General features: G+C 62.7%; 20 protein-coding genes and 1 tRNA gene. 15 read left to right on the top strand and 6 right to left on the bottom strand.

From position 1 onward, the window contains the following. On the top strand, window positions 1-457 hold a 457-nt coding region (locus BLT09_RS34730), incomplete at its 5' end, for a DUF1127 domain-containing protein (protein ID WP_139172725.1). A gap of 417 nt (window positions 458-874) precedes the next feature. Here BLT09_RS34730 and BLT09_RS31970 read toward each other — a convergent pair. Both BLT09_RS31970 and BLT09_RS31965 read right to left on the bottom strand, forming a co-directional pair. Further along, window positions 875-1225 carry a hypothetical protein gene (locus BLT09_RS31970; protein WP_091600467.1) on the bottom strand — a complete coding sequence of 117 codons (351 nt, stop codon included), beginning with the start codon at window positions 1223-1225 and terminating at the stop codon, window positions 875-877. Between the two features lie 1742 nt (window positions 1226-2967). Then, window positions 2968-3057, bottom strand: a tRNA-Ser gene (locus BLT09_RS31965). A gap of 417 nt (window positions 3058-3474) precedes the next feature. On the opposite strand from BLT09_RS31965, the gene BLT09_RS31960 reads away from it, so the two are divergent. The 3 genes from BLT09_RS31960 (at window position 3475) to BLT09_RS31950 (ending at window position 5698) form a co-directional block, all read left to right on the top strand. Further along, a complete protein-coding gene (locus BLT09_RS31960) occupies window positions 3475-3792 on the top strand; it encodes a hypothetical protein (RefSeq protein ID WP_091600466.1) in 318 nt (105 codons plus the stop codon). Between the two features lie 67 nt (window positions 3793-3859). Beyond that, the gene (gene msrA, locus BLT09_RS31955) at window positions 3860-4522 is read left to right on the top strand and encodes a peptide-methionine (S)-S-oxide reductase MsrA (protein WP_091600465.1); all 663 of its coding nucleotides are present in this window, start codon (window positions 3860-3862) and stop codon (window positions 4520-4522) included. 186 nt (window positions 4523-4708) lie between these two features. After that, window positions 4709-5698 (top strand): BMP family lipoprotein, encoded by a 990-nt coding sequence (locus BLT09_RS31950; protein WP_091600464.1) that lies wholly within the window; start codon window positions 4709-4711, stop codon window positions 5696-5698. Window positions 5699-6016: 318 nt separating this feature from the next. Here BLT09_RS31950 and BLT09_RS31945 read toward each other — a convergent pair whose 3' ends face one another. Next, window positions 6017-6226, bottom strand: coding sequence for a SlyX family protein (locus tag BLT09_RS31945; RefSeq protein ID WP_091600472.1), 210 nt, complete (start codon window positions 6224-6226; stop codon window positions 6017-6019). 163 nt (window positions 6227-6389) lie between these two features. On the opposite strand from BLT09_RS31945, the gene BLT09_RS31940 reads away from it, so the two are divergent. The 6 genes from BLT09_RS31940 (at window position 6390) to deoA (ending at window position 12671) form a co-directional block, all read left to right on the top strand. Continuing rightward, window positions 6390-7922, top strand: coding sequence for an ABC transporter ATP-binding protein (locus BLT09_RS31940; protein WP_091600463.1), 1533 nt, complete (start codon window positions 6390-6392; stop codon window positions 7920-7922). After that, entirely contained in the window at window positions 7919-9058 is a 1140-nt protein-coding gene (locus BLT09_RS31935; protein WP_027153023.1) for an ABC transporter permease, read from the top strand. The genes BLT09_RS31940 and BLT09_RS31935 overlap by 4 nt, the downstream gene beginning before the upstream one ends. Before the next feature lies 1 nt (window position 9059). After that, a complete protein-coding gene (locus BLT09_RS31930) occupies window positions 9060-10031 on the top strand; it encodes an ABC transporter permease (protein WP_091600462.1) in 972 nt (323 codons plus the stop codon). Window positions 10032-10109: 78 nt separating this feature from the next. Then, window positions 10110-10502 (top strand): cytidine deaminase, encoded by a 393-nt coding sequence (cdd, locus tag BLT09_RS31925; RefSeq protein WP_091600461.1) that lies wholly within the window; start codon window positions 10110-10112, stop codon window positions 10500-10502. A gap of 31 nt (window positions 10503-10533) precedes the next feature. Beyond that, window positions 10534-11352: a purine-nucleoside phosphorylase gene (locus tag BLT09_RS31920; protein WP_091600460.1), complete on the top strand. Its 819-nt coding sequence runs from the start codon at window positions 10534-10536 to the stop codon at window positions 11350-11352. Next, window positions 11352-12671 (top strand): thymidine phosphorylase, encoded by a 1320-nt coding sequence (gene deoA / locus BLT09_RS31915; protein WP_091600459.1) that lies wholly within the window; start codon window positions 11352-11354, stop codon window positions 12669-12671. Before BLT09_RS31920 ends, deoA begins: the two co-directional genes overlap by 1 nt. A gap of 61 nt (window positions 12672-12732) precedes the next feature. On the opposite strand, the gene BLT09_RS31910 is transcribed toward deoA, so the two are convergent. The 3 genes from BLT09_RS31910 to BLT09_RS31900 form a co-directional block, all read right to left on the bottom strand. Continuing rightward, entirely contained in the window at window positions 12733-13284 is a 552-nt protein-coding gene (locus BLT09_RS31910) for a TIGR02281 family clan AA aspartic protease (RefSeq protein ID WP_091600458.1), read from the bottom strand. A 109-nt stretch (window positions 13285-13393) separates the two neighbouring features. Continuing rightward, window positions 13394-14023, bottom strand: coding sequence for a uracil phosphoribosyltransferase (gene upp / locus BLT09_RS31905; protein ID WP_023797505.1), 630 nt, complete (start codon window positions 14021-14023; stop codon window positions 13394-13396). 163 nt (window positions 14024-14186) lie between these two features. Then, on the bottom strand, window positions 14187-15161 hold the full coding sequence (locus tag BLT09_RS31900; protein WP_091600457.1) for an adenosine deaminase: 975 nt from the start codon (window positions 15159-15161) through the stop codon (window positions 14187-14189). Between the two features lie 148 nt (window positions 15162-15309). Between BLT09_RS31900 and ubiE the strand changes: the two genes are divergently transcribed. From ubiE to coaBC, 5 genes are all read left to right on the top strand, one after another. Continuing rightward, complete coding sequence (gene ubiE / locus BLT09_RS31895; RefSeq protein WP_091600456.1) at window positions 15310-16086, top strand: bifunctional demethylmenaquinone methyltransferase/2-methoxy-6-polyprenyl-1,4-benzoquinol methylase UbiE; 777 nt, start codon at window positions 15310-15312, stop codon at window positions 16084-16086. A 70-nt stretch (window positions 16087-16156) separates the two neighbouring features. After that, window positions 16157-17731: a 2-polyprenylphenol 6-hydroxylase gene (gene ubiB, locus BLT09_RS31890; RefSeq protein ID WP_091600455.1), complete on the top strand. Its 1575-nt coding sequence runs from the start codon at window positions 16157-16159 to the stop codon at window positions 17729-17731. Between the two features lie 72 nt (window positions 17732-17803). Beyond that, window positions 17804-18064: a FitA-like ribbon-helix-helix domain-containing protein gene (locus BLT09_RS31885; protein WP_091600454.1), complete on the top strand. Its 261-nt coding sequence runs from the start codon at window positions 17804-17806 to the stop codon at window positions 18062-18064. Next, window positions 18061-18468: a type II toxin-antitoxin system VapC family toxin gene (locus BLT09_RS31880; RefSeq protein WP_236473441.1), complete on the top strand. Its 408-nt coding sequence runs from the start codon at window positions 18061-18063 to the stop codon at window positions 18466-18468. The genes BLT09_RS31885 and BLT09_RS31880 overlap by 4 nt, the downstream gene beginning before the upstream one ends. Before the next feature lie 19 nt (window positions 18469-18487). After that, window positions 18488-19705 (top strand): bifunctional phosphopantothenoylcysteine decarboxylase/phosphopantothenate--cysteine ligase CoaBC, encoded by a 1218-nt coding sequence (gene coaBC, locus BLT09_RS31875; protein ID WP_091600453.1) that lies wholly within the window; start codon window positions 18488-18490, stop codon window positions 19703-19705. Window positions 19706-19877 lie beyond the last annotated feature (172 nt).

Genomic DNA, 19877 nt, shown 5'->3' with positions numbered 1-19877 from the left:
CACAAAACTTGCTGCGGCGTTTCGCAAATTCGCCGCGCGGCGCTACCGGCCGGAGCTTTATTATATGCGTGGCCCGGGGCCAGCCACCGCCCGCCATGCGGGCACGCACGCCGAGCGAAAGGCTCTGTTATCGGCAACGGACCAGTTGAGCCGTTTACCCGATGGCGTCCTTGGCGACATCGGCATCTCTCGTGACGAAATCATGTGCGCTTTGCGAAGCCGCGCCACCCGCCCTGCGGAGGCCTTTGCCCACGCCCGCTCTCCCCGAAGAGAGAATGACGCCATTCCGGGCGAGAGCCCAGAAGCTGCGGTAGTGGGTCATTTTGAAATTGCGGAGCAGGGCCATCATTGGCGGAATGAACTCAAGCCGGCCGAGTCCGGCACGCACTGGTTTACGCACGGGGCCACAATCACAGAGCCAGGCTGTCACCCCTTACGCCCCGCAATGGGTCAATAAGTCTGGCACCGTACTTGCCTGGTAAGATATGGGGTGGGGTGGAGGCCCGTCGCTTCGCAAATGTAGCGGCGGGTCTTCTGCATACGGGTCGCGCCCCGCCTACGCGCTGCCGTCCGTCTCGCTTTCCTCGTCGATCGCCCGGACCGGCAGATAAGCGTTGGTTTTCAGCCATTCGCGCAACACGATCTGGATGAGTTAGTAGGGAAATGTGGCGGAGAGAGCGACCGCCATCGCCAGATTTTATAATAATAATTTCAACTACTTAGCTGTTTTGCCAGAGCAGGAGCCGGATCCGAAACCAGAGCAAAAGTTGGCTCGCAATCTCGCGTTTCGCTGAGGTGTGACGCCGCTTGAATAGGGTTAAATATCGCCGCCCCTTGTCGAATAGCCGTTGCCCTCGGCGCGACTAACAGAGAGTCAATCGGCCATGGCGAGGTGATAGCCTTCTACAATGGCGCGCATGTCGGGATCGGTCTCGACAAGCTTGCGCCATTCGGCAGCAAACGTTGGCGAGGCCTTCCACGCGTCCAATTCCCATTCACAAGATGTAATCGCTTCCACGGGATTGCCGCCGCGCTCTGTGAAATAGCCTTTGACGCAATCGCGATAGCTCGCCATTGCGTCGCCAGCCGGCTTTGATCGAGCCGGCTGATCAATTGCTGCGTTGACGCGGTCTGCGAGACCGTTCATCCCTATCAGCATGATGACAGGCAAGGCGCAAAGGCCGGCCAAGAAACCAACGACAAGACCGGCGAAAAACTTAAGCATTGTCGGACTCCTGATAAATCGGCTTGGCGGCGATCCACAGAGGCCGCTGGCGCGACACGTTTGGTGTTAGCAGCCGTGCAAGTTACTGTCCCGCCACGACTTGCCCTGGAACGCCAAGCTCTTGCGCCGTCGGCCGCCTTTTTGCTGTCCGTTGGTGCGGTGGTTGCGATGATGCCAGCGACGTTGAAGACTTCTTTGCGCCGGGGGCATCCTGTCGCCAACCCTGCAACGTCATGCAGTTTTTGATGAATCGCTGTTCGGCAATGGCATTATCTAACGCATTGCCAAGCGCCGCGCCGGCAACATAACTCGGCGACCCGATTGCGATGTATCCTTGATGGACGCTGGGTGCGAGCATATTGCACTTGGCTTGCGCATATTCCAGCGGCGGTCCCGCCATGTACTGCGTGTAGGTAGCAGTCTGACACCCTGCGATGGCGAATACTGACCCAACAGCCAGTAAATTAATAGCTCTCATATTCCAGCACCCCAATTATTACTGCCCTTTGCAGAAGCCGGGATATGAGATTGACCTTACCGCCGGTTTAAGATCACGAAGGCCAGTCGAGATTGCCTGAAAAGGTGCTTAAAAAAGCTATACTGAACGTTGGCAGCGTGCCCTTTTGCGTCTTCATGTGCGTCGTCTTTGGCCTCTTCAAATCGAGCCGCAATTACGGTGACAATGCACTACTTCTTCCCTCGCCTGCCGCCTCCCAATCCTTTTTCCGGTTTGCTCGGCAATCCGGTCCAGAAGTGCTTCGCTGCCTATCGGCCGCGCAGATGCCGACATCGGTGGCGCCCCAATGCAATTCGAGCCATGAGTTGACCGTAATCGTTGGGCCACAGCCATTGGGCGGTGGGCGTGACCCCTGGCGATTCCGGTGCGCTCCCCTTCTCAGGCATTAGCCACCCGAGGAGGAAGCCAATGGGGCCGAACAAAACCGCTCCGCTTACTGCACTGCTGAGAGCCGCAACCCGTGCTGAGGCCGACCAGGTATCCCAGACCGCCGAGACTAAGGTCACGCGTCTGAGGGAAGCCCGTGCAGCGGCATGGCTTGGGCGGGTGCTCTCCTAGCGTACCTTGGCTTTTCAATGGGTGAGAGAGTAGATGGTGGTCTGCCACCGACTGCCTCACGGATCGACTGGCCACTCGGTTATGCTAGATGGGCAGATGTAGACGGTTTTGCCGGCAAGCCCAGTCTGTTGACATTGGGATTGGATCAGGTTGGCCATCCAAGGCCGCGCTTTCTGTCTACCACTGATGTCACCGGATGAGAGGCCGAAGACGTACGCAATAGCAACGCATATGACCCCAAGTGTGACCAGTGCCTTGTTGCTGTCAGCTAACGACATGTGCGCCCCCCCCGCTGTGCCGCCATTATAGTGTCCAACGGAGGAATTGATAGCCGCTGGACTCAAGCAGAGGGCCGCCAAGAGCCTATTGAGGGCGACCAGCCCGCTATTCAGGCTCAAGGAGTTCGCCATTAGGGCGGTTGCTTATCGTGGCCCCTGCGCTAGCCACCGGATGGGCCGCGCCACGGGTCAGCTTCGCGATGGCCCCACAGTGACACAGGGAAGCCCCTACAGTTGGCAAGGGATGATGGGAGGGCCAATCCCCGCCTACGCAGGCCGCCCCACAGTGGCCCTCTATGGCCCGCCGGGTGACCGGCATGGGGGACCGCATCTTGGCGGAGAGACAGTATGCCCTTGAAATCATTAGCAATTTGGGGACCGAAATGGGCTGGCGGAGAGAGCGGGATTCGAACCCGCGTTACGGTCTCCCGTAAACACACTTTCCAGGCGTGCGCCTTCAACCACTCGGCCACCTCTCCGTCCTGGCATTTTCGCTACGGCCGGTTTCGCCGCGCGGGTTGGGGAGATGCCGTCTCCTTGGGGATTCCCGGTCCGGAACTCCGCACCGTAGGCGCCGTCAACCAGCGGACACCTTTTCCCCACACCTGAGCCGTCAAAGCAACAGGTGCGGGGCTCATCTAGTCGATCCGGTGCCGAATGCCAAGACATAACAGCACTCTATTCGCTTGGTCGGATAGGGATGCTCTGTCCATGCCGCCAGCACTGCTTGGCAAGCCGATCGCCGCGATCGGCGGCGTCGTCTTGGCCGACCGACGCTCAGCGGCGAAAACCGGCGGCGTCGGTTCAACTTCGCGTGTCGCGATTGCGGATAAAGCGCGCAGACCCTATCTATCAGGCCGATACAGATATTTCTGAAAAGCTTGCGGGGAGGTAGGATGTTCCGCTTCGTCTTCCGTCTTGCCGCAATGCTTGCGCTTTCGGTTTCGGTCATCATGGCGGTGGTCGACGCGACGCGCTCGGTGGCGGCCTCCGCCCTGGTCATGACACCGCTCAACACCAGTTGGCTCGCCGTCTCGCCGGATACGCGAAGCGCCTTCGAGAGCTTCGTCCGCGACAGGCTGGGTCCGCTGCTGTGGGACGGCGCCATCGCCTGGGTGCTCAACCAGCCTGGTTTCGCGGTGTTCGCGGGGCTTGCCTTCATTCTCTACATGATCGGCTACCGGCGGGAACGGCCGACCGGGCGGTTCGCCTAGACTTGATAATTCTCCAGCGTCCCCAAACAAAGAGAAAGCCGCCAACAAAGAGAAAGGGAGACTGCACATGTTCCTCAGCGACATGCTGAACAAGAAGCTCAACCTGCCAAAACCTGCCGAGGCGCTGCCGGGTCGCGCCAATCCTATCCCGACGGCATCCAATCATTTTGTCTCGAAGCGGCCGCTGAAGGGCCCCTATCCCGACGGGCTGGAGAAGGCGATGTTCGGGCTGGGCTGCTTCTGGGGCGCGGAACGCATGTTCTGGCAGATCGAGGGCGTATGGGTCACGGCCGTCGGCTATGCCGGTGGCGTCACCCCCAATCCGACCTACCAGGAAACCTGCACCGGTTTGACCGGCCATGCCGAAGTCGTGCTGGTCGTCTACGACCCAAAAATCGTGTCCTATGCACAGCTTCTGAAGCTGTTCTGGGAAAGCCACGATCCGACGCAAGGCATGCGCCAGGGCAACGACGTCGGCACCACATACCGCTCGACGATCTACACCTTCGGTGATGCGCAATACCAGGCGGCGATCGCCTCGCGCGACGCCTACGAGGCCTCGTTGCACGGCGCCGGCCGCGGCAAGATCACCACCGAGATCGCTCCGGCACCGGAATTCTACTTCGCCGAGGAAGACCACCAGCAATATCTGGCGAAGAATCCCTACGGCTATTGCAATCTGCAGGGCACCGGCGTCACCTGCGCCATCCCGGCTGCCGGCTCCGCCTGAGGCCTTGGCGGGACGATGATACCGGCTTTTCCAACAGGTCAAAATTCCGCGTGAATTTTGCTTCGGGCCGTGCCAGATTGGCCCGAAGCGGGAGGAAGACACTCCTGTCTGATGTCGCATGCCTGCCGGAGAACCGGGCAGGCAGGCGGTGCATAACGGAAAAATAACCGACAGGGTGTGGATCACATGAAACGTATCGTTCTCGGCCTCCTGGCCGCAACTGCGATGGTTCTTCCGGCCTTCGCCGCGGACATCCAGCCAGCACTTCTCTACGATCTCGGCGGCAAGTTCGACAAGTCATTCAACGAAGCGTCCTACAACGGCGCCGAAAAGTTCAAGGCCGAAACCGGCATCGCCTATGTGGAATTCGAGGTCTCGAACGCCACCCAGCGCGAGCAGGCGCTGCGCCGTTTCGCCGAGGATGGCCGCAATCCAATCGCCATGGCGGGCTTCTCCTGGGCAGATGCGCTGGAGAAGATCGCCGTCGAGTTTCCCGAGACCAAATTCGCCATCATCGACATGGTCGTCGACAAGCCCAACGTCCGCTCCGTCGTCTACAAGGAGCAGGAAGGCTCCTATCTCGTCGGCGTGATGGCAGCGATGGCCTCGAAGACCAAAAAGGTCGGCTTCATCGGCGGCATGGACATTCCGCTGATCCGCCGATTCGGCTGCGGTTATGTCGGTGGCGCCAAGGCGGCCGGCGCGACCGATGTCATCCAGAACATGACCGGCGACACGCCGGCAGCCTGGAACGATCCGGCCAAGGGCGGCGAGATCGCGAAGACGCAGATCGACCAGGGCGCCGACGTGATCTACGCAGCGGCAGGCGGAACCGGTGTTGGCGTGCTGCAGGCAGCGGCCGACGGCGGCAAGCTCGGCATCGGCGTCGATTCCAACCAGAATGGACTGCAGCCCGGCAAGGTGCTGACCTCGATGGTCAAGCGCGTCGATGTTGCCGTCTACAACACCTTCATGGATGCCAAGAACGACAAGTTCACCGGCGGCATCAACGATCTCGGCCTCAAGGAGGGCGGCGTCGACTACGCCATGGACGAAAACAACAAGGCGCTTGTCGACGACGCGATGAAGGCAGCGGTCGAAAAGGCCAAGGCCGACATCATTGCCGGCACCATCAAGGTGCATGATTACATGTCGGACAATTCCTGCCCTTATTGATCGCAGGGCAATCGCATTTGGTGTCTTGCGAAGGTGGACCGGATTCTTGCGAAGAGGACCTCCACCGGATTCTTGCGAAGAGGGACCCCCACCCTAACCCTCCCCACAAGGGGGAGGGAACGCTGCCGCGAGCCAATTTGCCGAGGTCAGCGCCAACGGAAGTCTCCCTCCCCCCTGTGGGGAGGGGTTAGGGGTGGGGGTAAATCGTAGAGCGAAAGCGTCGGCTTTCCACAGCGTAGCCCAGCTATTGATCGCGACCTTGCCGATCCGCTCGAAGCCGCCGGTGAAAACCCGGCGGTTTCTTGCTTATCAGCAAGCTCACCAGTGCGGCGGCTTGGTCACCGGCACGTCGGGCGCGGCCTGTTCCTCCAGCGCCAGGAAGCGGTCGGCCAGCGCGTCGAGTTTGCGCTGCATGCGCTCGATCACCTTCCACTGCTCGGCGATCTGGCCGGACAGTTCCTCGATGGTCTTCTCCTGCTCGGCGGCGCGGATTTCCAGCGTCGTCAGCCGGTCGTCGGGCATGGTCATTTGAAATCCTCGATCCAGGCGATTGTGCAGGCTGCGGCCACGTTCGAAATTGACAAGCGCGCGGGGATTTGTCGAGAGTGAACGCTGCTCCGGCAATTGGCACAGGCGGGGCGTCATGCTAGGCGTTTTGACCAAGCGATAAAAATACGATGGGAAAGGCTGCATGGCGCAAGCCGCAATCGAGCTGATCGGCATCAACAAGAGTTTTGGCGCCGTGCGCGCCAATCGCGACATCAATCTGGAGATCGCGCGCGGCACCATCCACGGCATTGTCGGCGAGAACGGCGCTGGCAAGTCGACGCTGATGTCGATCCTTTATGGTTTCTATCAGGCCGACAGCGGCGAGATCCGCGTCGGTGGCAAGCCGGCGTCGATCAAATCGCCCAACGATGCCATCGCGCTCGGCATCGGCATGGTGCATCAGCATTTCATGCTGGTCGACAATTTCACGGTGCTGGAAAACGTCATTCTCGGCGCTGAAAGCGATGCGCTGCTGAAGAAGAGCATCGCCAAGGCGCGGTCCGAGCTGGAACGGCTCGAGCGCGAATATGGGCTGGAGGTCGATCCCGATGCGATCATCGAGGAGTTGCCGGTCGGCCTGCAGCAGCGTGTCGAAATCCTCAAGGCGCTGTATCGCGGCGCCGAGATCCTGATTCTCGACGAGCCGACGGGCGTGCTGACGCCCGCAGAAGCCGACCATCTGTTCCGCATCCTCAGGCAGTTGAAGGAGCAGGGCAAAACGATCGTGCTGATCACCCATAAGCTGCGCGAGATCATGGCGATCACCGACACGGTCTCGGTCATGCGCCAGGGCACGATGGTGGCGACCAGGCAGACCACGAAGACCACGGTCGGGGAACTGGCCGAGCTGATGGTCGGGCGCCGCGTGCTGCTCAGGGTCGAGAAGGGCGAGGCGGAAGCCGGCGGGGTCAAGCTTGCGGTGAAGAACCTGACGGTGAAGGATTCTCGTGGCGTCACCATGGTCGACGACGTCTCCTTCGATGTGCGCGCCGGCGAGATCGTTGGCATCGCCGGCGTCGCCGGCAACGGGCAATCCGAAATGCTCGAGGCGATTTCCGGCATCAGGCGCGCCGTCTCGGGCTCCGTCATGCTCGACGGCAGGCCGATCGACCTGACCGGGGCCGCCGATCCCGGCGAACTGCGCGACCGCGGCCTCGCCCATGTCCCGGAAGACCGTCATCATGTCGGGCTGGTGCTGGCCTTCGAGGAGAACGAGAATTCGATCCTCGGCTATCACGACGATCCGCGCTATTTGAAAGGGCCGTTCCTCGACATCGACGCCATCCGCGACGACGCGAGGGACAAGATCAGCAAATACGACATCCGCCCGGCGGACTGCCGGCTCAAGACCGCGAATTTCTCCGGCGGCAACCAGCAGAAGATCGTGCTGGCGCGGGAAATGGAACAGGACCCGGGCGTGCTGATCGTCGGCCAGCCGACGCGCGGCGTCGATGTCGGCGCCATCGAATTCATCCACAAGCGGCTGATCGCCATGCGCGACCAGGGCAAGGCGGTGCTGGTGGTGTCGGTCGAGCTCGACGAGATCCGTTCGCTCTCCGACCGCATCCTGGTGATGTTTGCCGGCCGCATCGTCGGCGAGCGCGGCCCCGAGGCGAGCGAAGGCGAGCTCGGCCTGCTGATGGCCGGCGTCGAGCACCGGGAGGCGGCGGAATGAGCACGCCTTACGCCAAGCTGCCGGCCTGGGCGGATTACGGGCTGATCCCGGTGATCAATCTCGCCGTTGCCTTCGTCGTCGCCGGCCTCGTCGTGCTTCTGGTCGGCGAAAATCCGTTCCGCGCTGCCGCCGTCCTGGTCGAGGGCGCTTTCGGCCGTGGGCAAGGCATTGCGTTCACGCTGTTCTACGCCACCACCTTCATCTTCAGCGGGCTGTCGGTGGCGGTTGCGGCGCATTGCGGCCTGTTCAACATCGGTGGCGAGGGCCAGGGCTATATCGCCGGTCTCGGCATCGGCATCGTTTGCCTCGCCTTCGACAGCGTGCTGCCATGGTGGCTCACCTTTCCGCTGGCGATCATTGCCGCTGCGGCGATGGGGGCGCTGTGGGCACTGATCCCGGCCTATCTGCAGGCCAGGCGCGGCTCGCACATCGTCATCACCACCATCATGTTCAATTTCATCGCCGCCAGCGTCATGGTCTACGCGCTGGTCGGATTCTTGAAGCCGGCCAATTCGATGGCGCCGCAGACACGCACCTTCCTCGACGGCGCGCAACTGCCGAAGCTCAACTGGGTCATCGAATTGTTCGGCGCCAAGATCCGCTCGGCGCCGTTCAACATCAGCTTCCTGCTGGCGCTGGCCATGGCGTTTCTGGTCTGGGTGCTGATCTGGCGCACCAGGCTCGGTTACGAGATGCGCACCTACGGCCACAGCGCGAAAGCGGCGCGCTATGCCGGCATTTCGGAAACCCGCATCATCATCGTCGCCATGATGATTTCGGGCGCGCTGGCCGGCATGATGGCGCTCAACCCGACGATGGGCGACCAGCACAATGTCGCGCTCGAATTCGTTTCGGGCGCCGGTTTCGTCGGCATCGCAGTAGCGCTGATGGGGCGCCTGCACCCGGTCGGCATCGTGCTCGCCGCAATATTGTTCGGCATGCTGTACCAGGGCGGCGCCGAGCTCGCCTTCGAAATGCCGGCGATCAGCCGCGACATGATCGTCATCATCCAGGGCCTGGTCATCCTGTTCGCCGGCGCGCTCGAGCATATGTTCCGGCCCTATGTCCAGGCGCTGTTCGCCTCGCTCAGCCCGAGATCTGTCGGCATCGAAGCGATCAAGGGGAAGGGTGCCTGAGATGGATCTGTTCAACGCCATCATCCAGGTTCTGGACTCGACCATCCGCCTGTCGGTGCCGCTGCTGCTCGCCTGCCTCGCCGGTCTCTATTCGGAGCGGGCCGGCATTTTCGACATCGGGCTCGAGGGCAAGATGCTGGTCGGCGCCTTCGCCGGTGCCGCCTCCGCCTCCGTCTTCCATTCCGCCTATATCGGCCTCGGCATGGCCATCCTCATCTCGGTCGCTTTTGCGCTGGTCCACGGCTTTGCCTCGATCACCCATCGCGGCAACCAGATCGTCTCCGGCGTGGCGATCAATTTCATCGCCGCCGGATCGACGATCATGCTCGGCCAGGCCTGGTTCCAGCAAGGTGGACGTACGCCAGCTCTGGCATCGGACGAGCGGTTCGGGGCGATCGTCTGGCCCGGTGCGGACGCGCTCAGGGGCGTGCCGATCCTCGGACCGATATATTCGGAACTGGTCTCCGGCCATTCCGTGCTGGTCTATGTCGCGTTCCTCGCCGTGCCGTTCACCTGGTGGGTGCTGTTCCGCACCCGTTTCGGCTTGCGCATGCGCGCGGTCGGCGAGAACCCGGCCGCGGTCGACACCGCCGGTATCTCGGTCGCCTGGCTGCGCTACCGGGCGCTGATCTGCACCGGCGTGCTCACCGGTATTGCCGGCGCCTATCTGTCGATGGTGCAGAATGGCGGCTTCGTCAAGGACATGACTGCCGGCAAGGGCTACATCGCCCTGGCCGCGCTGATCTTCGCCAAGTGGAAGCCGGTCAACGCCATGTTCGCCTGCCTGTTGTTCGGCTTCCTCGACGCGCTGTCGATCCGCCTGCAGGGCACGCCGCTGCCGCTGATCGGCAAGGTGCCGGTGCAGCTCATGCAGGCGCTGCCCTATATCCTCACCGTCATCCTGCTCGCCGGCTTCATCGGCAAGGCAATTCCGCCGCGCGCCGGCGGCGTGCCCTATGTCAAGGAACGCTAAGCGTGATTTCGAACCGCAGGTCCGCGTCAGCGAAAAGTGGAAGCCGGCTTTCGGACAGGATCATGCAATGGAAAAACAATGTCGCATGATCTGTTCGAAGCGGCCAAGGCCGCCATGGCCAAGGCCTATGCGCCCTATTCGAAATTCCCGGTCGGGGCGGCACTGCGCACCGAGGACGGCCGCGTCTTTACCGGCGCCAACGTCGAGGTCGCGTCCTATCCGGAAGGTTGGTGCGCCGAAACCACCGCGCTCGGCCACTTCATCATGGCCGGCGGCGGCAGGGTAACGGAGATCGCTGTCATCGCAAAGCGCATGGCTAAATGCTCGCCCTGCGGCGGCTGCCGGCAGCGGCTGGCCGAATTCTGCCGGCCGGACACCAAACTCTATCTTTGCGACAATGCCGGCGTGGTCGAAACCGTGACCATGGGCGAGATGCTGCCCTACGGCTTTCAGGGCGATATGTTGAAATGAAGAGCTTGGTTGAAATGAAGAGCTGGTTGACATGAAGGAAGCGCTTGATCGTCTGGTCGAAAGGCTGGACGGGCTGGCGCCCGCCACCGCGCTGGTGCTGGGTTCGGGCCTTGGCGGGCTTGTCGACCAAGTCGAGGATCCTGTCCGCATTTCCTATGGCGAATTGCCGGGCTTTCCCAGAAGCGGCGTCACCGGCCATGCCGGAGAGGTGGTGGCGGGACATTTTGCCGGCACGCCTGTGCTGATGCTGTCCGGCCGCGCTCACTACTATGAACACGGCAACGCGGCGGCGATGCGGCCGGCGCTTGAAGTGCTTGCCGGCCTCGGCATCTCGCAACTGATCCTCACCAATGCCGCCGGCTCGGTCGATCCGGGCATGGGGCCGGGCTCGGTGATGCTGATCACCGACCACATCAATTTCTCGGGTTCCAATCCGCTGATCGGCGAGCCGAGCGACCGCCGCTTCGTCGGCCTGACCGAAGCCTATGATGCCGGTCTTCGCTCAGCGATCGAGACGGCCGCGAAGGCGACGGACACCGCGCTGCACAAGGGCGTCTATATGTGGTTTTCCGGGCCGTGCTTCGAGACGCCCGCCGAGATCCGCATGGCGCGCGTCATGGGCGCCAATGCCGTCGGCATGTCGACCGTGCCGGAGGTCATTCTCGCCCGTTTCCTCGGCCTGCGCGTCGCCGCCTGCTCGGTCATCACCAATCTCGCCGCAGGGATGACAGGGGCGGAGCTTTCGCACCAGGAGACCAAGGACATGGCGCCGATTGGCGGCGCGCGGCTGGCGACGATCCTCCAGCGTGTGTTCCAGCATGGGTTGCCGGAGCGTAAGGTCCCGGCCTGATGCTTCCCCAGGAAATCATCCGCAGCAAGCGCGACGGCCACAAGCTGTCGACGCAGGAGATCGCCAGCTTCATCGAAGGCCTCACCGCCGGCACCGTCTCGGACGGGCAGGTCGGGGCCTTCGCCATGGCGGTGTTCTTCAACGGCATGAGCCGCGACGAGGCGGTGGCGCTGACCCTGGCGATGCGCGATTCCGGCGACGTGCTCGATTGGTCGGACCTGCCGGGCCCGGTCACCGACAAGCATTCGACAGGCGGCGTCGGCGACAATGTCTCGCTGTTGGTGGCGCCGATCGTCGCTGCCTGCGGCGCTTATGTGCCGATGATTTCCGGCCGCGGCCTCGGCCATACCGGCGGCACTCTGGACAAGATGGACGCCATCCCGGGCTATACCAGCCAGCCGGATGTCGCGGGATTCCGCAAGGCAGTGCTCGAAGCCGGCTGCGCCATCATCGGCCAGACCGCCGATCTCGCGCCCGCCGACCGCCGGCTCTATGCGATCCGCGACGTGACGGGAACCGTCGAATCGGTGCCGCTGATCACCGCCTCGATCCTCTCGAAGAAGCTGGCGGCCGGCCTGCAGTCGCTGGTGCTCGACGTAAAGGTCGGCAACGGCGCCTTCATGGAAAAGTCGCGCGACGCAACGACACTGGCGAACAGCCTGGTCGAAGTCGCCAATGGCGCCGGCCTGAAGACCTCGGCGCTGGTCACCGGCATGAACGAGCCGCTGGCCTCGGCAGCCGGCAACGCGGTCGAGGTGCGCAATGCCGTCGATTTCCTCACCGGCCGCTTCCGCGACCGGCGCCTGGAGGATGTGACGGTGGCATTGGCCGCAGACATGCTGCAGTCGGCCGGGCTGGTCTCGTCCAACCAGGACGGCATGCGGCGCGCCGCCGAGACGCTTGCCGGCGGCGGTGCCGCGGCCGTCTTCGCGCGCATGGTGGCGGCGCTCGGCGGTCCGGCCGACTTCGTCGAGAACCCGGAAAAACACCTGCCGAGGGCGGCGACGGAATTTGCGGTCAAGGCCGCCGAAAACGGCTTCGTCACCGGTATCTCCACCCGCGACATCGGGCTTGCCGTCGTCGGGCTTGGCGGCGGGCGCATCCGGCCGGACGACAGGATCGACCATGCCGTCGGCGTCACCCGGCTGCTGCCTGTCGGCGCGGAGGTGCGGGGCGGCGAGGCGCTGGCGCTGGTCCATGCCCGCAATGCCGGGGATGCCGAGGCGGCCGCCGCCGCCGTGCTTTCGGCCTATACGATCGGCGCTTCGAAGCCGCCCGCGGAAAAAACCGTCATCCGGCGGATCCTGCCGCGCGGATGAAGTTTTTTTAATTGGACCATGATCTTTCCGAAAACCGGTTTCCACTTTTCGGGATCATGGTTCACTGGACGAGCAGCAGCGAGCCGTTCTCGACCTGGTATTTTTCCAGCCGCTGGAGAAAGCTCAGACCGATCAAATTGGTGCGCAGCGCCTTGTCGTCGAGCACCACCGCCTGGACACCGTCGAGCGTGATCTTGCCGATCTGCAGCCGATCGACGGTCACCAAGGCAGCCTTGATCGCGCCGTTGGCGGTGTTGACCTGGTGCTTGAAATCCGACGCGTTCAGCGAAACGCCGATCCTGCGCGCCGTCGAACTGTTGATGGCGACCAGCGTTGCGCCGGTGTCGATCATGCCGTCGACCGTTCGACCGTTAAGCTTGAACGCCGACGTGAAATGCCCGCGCGCGTCAGCCGGGATCACGACCTTGCGGCCGAGCGGCTGCGCCGGCCTGCCGGGAACCGTGGCCAGATTCAGGTCCGTTTCGACCGCCGGCCTGGCCCCGACCGCCGATTTCAGCAGGCCTTCGAACATCTGCAGATTCGACTGGTAGAGCATCGGGAACGACGCCGATGCTACGGCGAGCACGCCAAGGATGAGAAGATTGCGCAGCATGGACCGGCCTTCGTGAAGACCCTGCTTATCGCGGCATGGTGTTTGCCGCTTTAACAGATGCAGAAAGCGGTCGTTTGCGTAAACGATCGGTAAACGAGCGGCGCCACGGTCATTTGGTCCCGTACATGCGGTCGCCAGCATCGCCGAGGCCGGGCATGATGTAGCCCTTCTCGTTGAGCTGGCGGTCGATGGAAGCGGTGAAGACCGGGACATCGGGATGCGCCTTGATGAAGCGATCGAGGCCTTCTGGCGCCGCCAGCAGGCAGAGGAAGCGAATGTTGGTGGCGCCGCGTCCCTTCAACTTGTCGATCGCGGCGATCGCCGAATTGGCGGTCGCCAGCATCGGATCGACGACGATCACCAGCCGGTCGGCGAGATCGCTCGGCGCCTTGAAGAAATATTCGACCGCTTCCAGCGTTTCGTGGTCGCGGTAGAGACCGATATGGGCGACGCGCGCCGCCGGCACCAGGTCGAGCAGGCCTTCGAGCAGGCCGTTGCCGGCGCGCAGTACTGAGGCGAAAACCAGCTTCTTGCCCTCCAGCGTCGGCGCTTCCATCGTCTCGATCGGCGTTTCGATCGTCGTCGTCGTCAGTTCGAGGTTGCGGGTGACCTCGTAGCCGAGCAGCAGCGAGATCTCGCGCAGCAGCCGCCGGAAGCCGGCCGTCGAGGTTTCCTTCTTGCGCATGATGGTCAGCTTGTGCTGGACAAGCGGATGGTCGACGACGGTGACGCCCTGCATGGTGGTCTCCTAGCTGCGCAGGTGAAAGTGAGTAGTGAATGGTGAATAGTGAATAGTGAACAGGTTTGCGAGTCCTTGGTTCAGCGGAAAACTCGCGGTTGACGGACCGAAGCGCCGGGTGGACCATTCACCATTCACCATTCACCATTCACCATTCACCCATTCACCTGCCCTTGACGTCGAGCCGGCCCAGCAGCATTGCCTTGGTCTTCCTGTCGACGAAGGCGGCGTCGATGGCGGTTCTGGTGACGGCGGCGAGCGCCTTGTCGTTCATCGAAAAATGCTCGGCGGCAATGTCGTATTCGCGCTTCAGCGACGTCCGGAAATAGGGCGGATCATCGGAATTTAGCGTCACCTTGCAGCCAGCCGCCTGCAGTGCCGGAAAAGGGTGATCGGCGAAACTGTCGAACACCCTCAGCGCGATGTTGGAACTCGGACAGCATTCGAGCACGACGCCTTCGTCGGCGATGCGCCGGATAAGGTCGGGGTTTTCGATGGCACGCACGCCATGGCCGATGCGGGCGGGGCGAATGTGGTCGAGCGCGGCCTTGACGCTCTCCCAGCCCATCAGTTCGCCGGCATGGACGGTGATGCCAAGGCCGGCCTCTCGCGCGATTTCGAAGGCCCTGACATAGTCCTCCAGATCGCCCATCCGCTCGTCGCCGGCGACGCCGAAGCCGGTGACCAGCGGATGCCCGCAGCGGGCGGCGAAGCGCGCCGCCTGCTCGATCGATTCGACGCCGGCATTGCGCACGCCGGTGACGATCATGCGGCCTTCGATGCCGGTCTTGGCCTTGGCGCGCGCCATGCCTTCGCCGAGCGCGTCCGTATAGGCCTTGGGCGACAGGCCGGCCTTCCCGGCGTGGTCCGTCGAGGTGAAGATCTCGGAATAGATCGCGCCGTCGCGGGCGAGGCTGGTCAGATAATGATCGGCCAGCCGCGCATAGTCCTCTTCTGTGCGGAACAGGTCGGAGGAGAAGTCATAGGCGGCGAGGAAGGAGCTGAAATCGTGCCAGACGAAGGAGCCGTCCTGAATGTAGGGCGAGGTGTCCTTGCCGTATTTCTGCGCCTGACGGATGACGAGTTCGGGCGCCGCTGCCCCTTCGATATGGCAGTGCAGTTCTGCTTTCAAAGGCATGCAATCATCCCGTCAGGTCAGTCCAGGACATGGAGCCATAAGCGTGATCCCACGACCGGGAAGCGCGGCCGAACACCGCGCCTTAAACAATAGCGTCGGCATCATCGATCGGCTATGGTCCCGCCGGTTTTATGGCGGATCAAAAATAATGTCGGTTGAGAGAACCACGGCCGTTGGCGGCATGGAAACCTCCTATGGTTTCAAGCGCGTAGGGGCAGGCGAGAAGCAGTCCCTGGTCAACGACGTTTTCCACAAGGTGGCGAACCGCTACGATCTGATGAACGACCTGATGTCGGGCGGCCTGCATCGGCTGTGGAAGGACGCAATGGTCACATGGCTCAATCCACCGAAACGACCGGGCTGGAGCGTTCTCGACGTTGCCGGCGGCACTGGCGACATCGCCTTCCGCATCGTCGAGGCGAGCGGCAGGAACGCCCATGCCACGGTTCTCGACATCAACGGCTCGATGCTCGCCGTCGGCCGCGACCGGGCCGAGAAAAAGGGCCTCACGGCAAATACCGATTTCGTCGAGGCCAATGCCGAGGAGCTGCCTTTCGCTGAGGCCAGTTTCGACGCCTACACGATCGCTTTCGGCATTCGCAACGTGCCGCGCATCGATGTGGCGCTTGCCGAAGCCTTTCGCGTGCTGAAGCCTGGCGGGCGTTTTCTCTGCCTTGAATTTTCCGAGGTCGACATGCCGCTGCTCGACAAGGTCTACGAGGCGTGGTCGTTCAACGCCATCCCCAGGATTGGCAAGGCGGTGACCGGCGAAAACGAACCCTATTCCTATCTGGTCGAATCGATCCGCAAATTTCCCAATCAGCAGAATTTTGCCGCGATGATTTCCCGCGCCGGTTTTGACCGCGTGTCGTTTCGCAATTATGCCGGCGGCATAGCTGCGCTTCATTCGGGCTGGAAGCTTTGAGGCAGGCCCGTATTTTTTATACGCGACCTGCCCTTCGCCGGTCTAGAAAACCGGCAGGACAAGCGCAGTCATGAGCAATGTCGGCGCTGGTTTCAGGCTCGTACGGGCCGGCTGGGTGCTGGTCCGCGAAGGCGTCGTCGCGGCGTTGCCGGGCGATGAGCTGTTCGGCCTGCCGAAATTCGGCTGGCGGGTGGCACGGCTGTTCACCCGCCGCCGCGCGCTTGCCTATGAACGTGGCGATCGGCTGGCCAAGGCCGTCGTCCGGCTCGGCCCATCCTATGTCAAGCTCGGCCAGTTCCTGGCGACACGGCCCGATGTCGTCGGCAACGACATAGCGCTCGATCTCGCCATGCTGCAGGACAAGATGCAGACATTTCCGCAGGCCGAGGCCATTGCGGCGATAGAGGCCTCGCTCGGGCGCAAGGTCGGCGAGCTCTACGCCAGTTTCGGCGAGGCGGTCGCCGCGGCCTCGATCGCTCAGGTCCATACCGCCGAAACCTTGCAGAACGGCGTCGGCTCGCGGGTGGCGGTGAAGGTGATCCGGCCGGGCGTGCGGCGCCGTTTCTTCCGCGATCTCGAAAGCTATTTCCTCGCCGCCCGTCTCCAGGAAAAATACATCCCGTCGTCGCGCCGGTTGCGGCCGGTCGAGGTGACCCAGACGCTGGCGCAGACCACCAAGATCGAGATGGATCTGAGGCTTGAGGCGGCAGCGCTTTCGGAGCTCGGCGAAAACACCAGGGACGATCCCGGCTTTCGCGTGCCGACGGTCGATTGGGAACGCACCGGCCGCGACGTGCTGACCATGGAATGGGTCGACGGCATCAAGATGAACGACATTGCCGGCCTCACTGCCGCCGGCCACGATCTGAAGGCGATCGCCGCCAATCTGGTCCAGTCGTTCCTGCGCCATACGCTGCGCGACGGTTTCTTCCACGCCGACATGCATCCGGGAAACCTGTTCGTCGAGCCCGATGGCACCATCGTCGCTGTCGATCTCGGCATTGCCGGCCGGCTCGGCAAGAAGGAGCGCCGGTTCCTCGCCGAAATCCTCTACGGCTTCATCACCCGTGACTATCTGCGCGTCGCCGAAGTGCATTTCGAGGCCGGCTACGTGCCGCGCCTGCATAACGTCGCGGCATTCGCCCAGGCGATCCGCGCCATCGGCGAGCCGATCCACGGCCAGCCGGCCGAAACCATCTCGATGGCCAAGCTCTTGGCGCTTCTGTTCGAGGTCACCGACCTCTTCGACATGGCGACGCGGTCCGAACTGGTGCTGCTGCAAAAGACCATGGTGGTGGTCGAGGGCGTTGCCCGCACGCTCGACCCGGCATTCAACATGTGGAAGACGTCAGAACCGGTGGTCGGAGGCTGGATATCAGGCAATCTCGGCCCGCGTGCCCTGCTGGCCGACGCACGCGACGGGGCCAGCGCGTTGCTGGCGCTGGCCCGCCAGGCGCCGGACCTCGCCGCCCGCACCGAGCGGCTGTCGCGCGAGATCGATCTGATGGCCGAACACGGGCTGCGTTTCGACGAAAGGACGGCGCACGCCATCGGCAAGGCCGAGGCGCGCCACACCCGCTCCGGCCGGCTGGCGCTGTGGGTTATCGCGCTGACGCTGGTCTTTATCGCCTGGAAGTTGCTCTGACTGCAATGACAGCAGTGCTGTCATTGCAGTCATGTTGCTTATCGCCTATGTTAAGGGGCAAGGAGCAAGAGCATGAGCACGATAACAATCCGCAATCTTGACGAAAGCGTGAAGCAGGTGCTTCGCGAGCGCGCTGCCGCGCGTGGCGTTTCGATGGAGCAGGAAGCGCGGGACGCCTTGCGCGAGGTGGCGATCCCAAAAACCAAGCTTGAAAATGGGGCTTGGCGGCTAAAAGCGTCGCGTGACGAAATCTTGGCGCTTGGACGAAAGCTAGAACGGCCTTTTGATCTCAAGGCACTTACTGACCACATGTGGGACGAGGGACTTCTGTGACAATTGCAGTCGACACGTCGGCATTGATCGCAATTATTGGCGCAGAGCCGGACGCGGCTGCGTTCGTCGATGTTTTCGGAACCTCACCTGCTGCACTGATCAGTACTGCGACGCTGCTGGAGGCGCATTGCGTAGTGAGCCGATCAAGCGGTAGCGTCAACGCTAGCGAGTTCCAAATGCTCATCGACCGTCTTGAGCTGACGGTAGTTCCCTTTGATTTGCCGCAGCTTGAGATCGCGCGGCTTGCTTATTCTCGTTTTGGTCGTGGATCCCGCCATCGTGCCGATCTCAACATGGGCGATTGCTTCGCCTACGCCTTGGCCAAGTCACGAAACCTGCCGCTGCTTTTCAAGGGCAATGATTTCATCCATACCGACATCGAACCGGCGCTGAAGCCGGCATGACATCGGACAAGAACTGGGCATGACCCTCTCCGGCAAGCGCATCCTGCTGATCATCGGCGGCGGTATCGCCGCCTACAAGGCGCTCGACCTGATCCGCCGGCTGCGCGAGCGCGGTGCCGCCGTGCGTGTGGTGATGACTGCCGCGGCGCAGGAATTCGTCACGACGCTGTCGGCCGGGGCGCTGTCGGCCGACCACGTCTTCACGGATTTGTTCGACCGCAATGACGAGCACGATGTCGGCCACATCCGCTTGTCGCGCGAGGCCGATCTTGTCGTTGTGGCGCCGGCTACCGCCGACCTGATGGCGAAGCTCGCCAACGGCCATGCCAACGACCTTGCCTCGACCGTGCTCATTGCGACCGACAAGCCGGTGCTGATGGCGCCCGCCATGAACCCGAAAATGTGGTCGCATCCCGCGACCCGGCGAAACCGGGCGACGTTGCGGAAGGACGGCGTCGGATTCGTCGGCCCGGCAAAGGGCGAAATGGCCGAGAGCAACGAGGCGGGCGAAGGCCGCATGGCCGAGCCGCTGGAAATCGTCGCTGCGATCGAGGCGCTGCTCGATATCAGTCCGAAGCCGCTGGCAGGCAGAAAGATCATCGTCACCTCAGGGCCGACGCATGAGCCGATCGATCCGGTGCGCTATATCGCCAACCGTTCGTCCGGCAAGCAGGGCCATGCCATCGCGGCGGCGCTGGCAAGGCTGGGCGCCGATGTGCGCCTCGTCTCCGGTCCGGTCGGCATTGCCGATCCGGCTGACGTCACCACGCTGCATGTCGAAACCGCAAACCAGATGAAGGACGCGGTCGAACAGCTTTTGCCGGCGGACGCGGCGGTATTCGTCGCGGCGGTTGCGGACTGGCGCAGCGAGACTTCGGCCGGCGAGAAGATCAAGAAGGTGGCGGGCGAGGGGCCGCCGGCGCTGCAGATGATCGAAAACCCTGACATTCTTGCCGGCGTCGGCCATCACAGGAAGCGGCCCAGCCTGGTCGTCGGCTTCGCCGCCGAAACGCAGGATCTGGTCAGGAACGCCGAGGCCAAGCTCAGGAAAAAGGGCGCCGATTTCATCGTCGCCAACGATGTATCCCACGAAAGCGGGGTGATGGGCGGCGACCGCAACACTGTGCGGATCGTCTCGAAGGCCGGTGTCGACGAATGGCCCGAGATGAGCAAGGACGAGGTGGCGACGCGGCTTGCCGCCCTGATTGCCGAACGACTGAAGACGACCATCGTCTAGGGCTAGGCACTCACAGATTTGGTCAGGCGTTACGATCGCTGCGAGTTCCGGACGTCTCGATGCGGCGAATGGCTAGGCCGCAATCTGGGATCTGGCTGAACGTAGAGCCGATGGGGCTATTCTGAAGCGCAGTGCGTGGGTCAGGTCGTTGACATATACCGACCGTATGGTA

Source organism: Mesorhizobium muleiense (assembly GCF_900099905.1).
GTDB classification, from domain to species: Bacteria; Pseudomonadota; Alphaproteobacteria; order Rhizobiales; family Rhizobiaceae; genus Mesorhizobium; species Mesorhizobium muleiense.
This window is presented reverse-complemented; position numbering and strand designations above follow the sequence as displayed.